Source organism: Bacillus sp. JJ1532, assembly GCF_036965085.1.
GTDB lineage: Bacteria > Bacillota > Bacilli > Bacillales > Cytobacillaceae > Cytobacillus.
The window spans coordinates 1-1198 of sequence record NZ_JBALOW010000136.1; the positions used below are offsets into that span (position 1 = coordinate 1).

Consider the following 1198-nt stretch of genomic DNA (forward strand, 5'->3'; position numbering starts at 1 on the left):
ACATATATCTTTTATGCCTTTTTACAAATCATATCAATTCTTATCGTTATTCTAATTTCAAATCATCTGTTGAATTTGCAAAAAGAAAGCTATATGGTTTTTCCATATGTCATATTTAAAGGGTTGGTGTTTATTCCAATAGGAATTATGCTTGGATTACCGACACTAATTAATAAAAGGAGACAATCAGGGAAATGGACATTTAATTATTACTTCTTTCTGATTCTTGGCATTCCCTCACTGATACTTACGATATTTCCTTTTATACACTTTTATGTTTTGGCATTTCCATCTATTATCTCTGTTTCCCTTTTGAGTACAGGTCTTTACTCTGTTTTTGGTTTGATATTTGGTTATTCCATAATTTCTAACTTCAATAAAGGCTAGATAATAATTGAAACATAAGACTTCCTCAGTTGATTTTCTTCTATTAAATGATATTTTGTGAAGAACTAAACTTAAACTAATGGGGGCTTTAGTTCAATAACGATCTTCAACAATCGGGCGCTAATCCGGAATAAATGGCGCCATTTTTTATGTATCGAGTCAGAAGTAAATTTAAAAGGGAATTTGGATAGAAATAGGGAATTTATATTTAATGAAATTTCAAAAGTTCGGTGGACAGGAGGATTAAGTAATTGAGAAAAGGTCTATTAAGTATTTCTTTACTTATTATTTTACTTATTGCGGGTTGTTCTCAGGATAACAAAGAAAAAGCTAACGTTAATACAAATGAGGGTGTTTCTGAAGAAAATCAACAATGGGATATTTCTACAGAGTTTGAAACACCAACTGGGGATAAATTGATTGGACAAAAGAATAAAGTCGGAATAATTGGGGGCGTGATTAAAGCCAGGGATATAGAAAAATGGTTGTGGCATCTCTGGGGAGATGAACAAACTATAAAAAGTGGCAATTTTAAAGTGGTAGCTGTCAACAAAGATACTGGAGAAAAAGAAATGGTTTTAATAACAGATGCCGGCACTGCTAATGAAAGAAAAGTTTGGAGTTATGGGGAATTAGTTTACAGTCCTAATGGAGTAAGGGGTTCAGATAGCTCAATACCTTCCAATTTATCATTTTCCAAAGCAGGGATATGGCGTTTAGAAGTCTTTATCGGTAACAAACATTTTGGTTCAATTGTTGTCGATGTAAAGTAGAAAATTGTTAACCCTTTAATCAACAATCGGGCCATTTA

General features: G+C 32.5%; 2 protein-coding genes. Both read left to right on the forward strand.

The window, feature by feature from the left end:
• The coding region (locus V7122_RS25270; protein ID WP_335530005.1) for a hypothetical protein at positions 1 to 387 on the forward strand (387 nt) is incomplete at its 5' end.
• A 251-nt stretch (positions 388 to 638) separates the two neighbouring features.
• Complete coding sequence (locus tag V7122_RS25275) at positions 639 to 1160, forward strand: hypothetical protein (RefSeq protein WP_335530008.1); 522 nt, start codon at positions 639 to 641, stop codon at positions 1158 to 1160.
• The last annotated feature ends 38 nt before the right edge of the window (positions 1161 to 1198 follow it).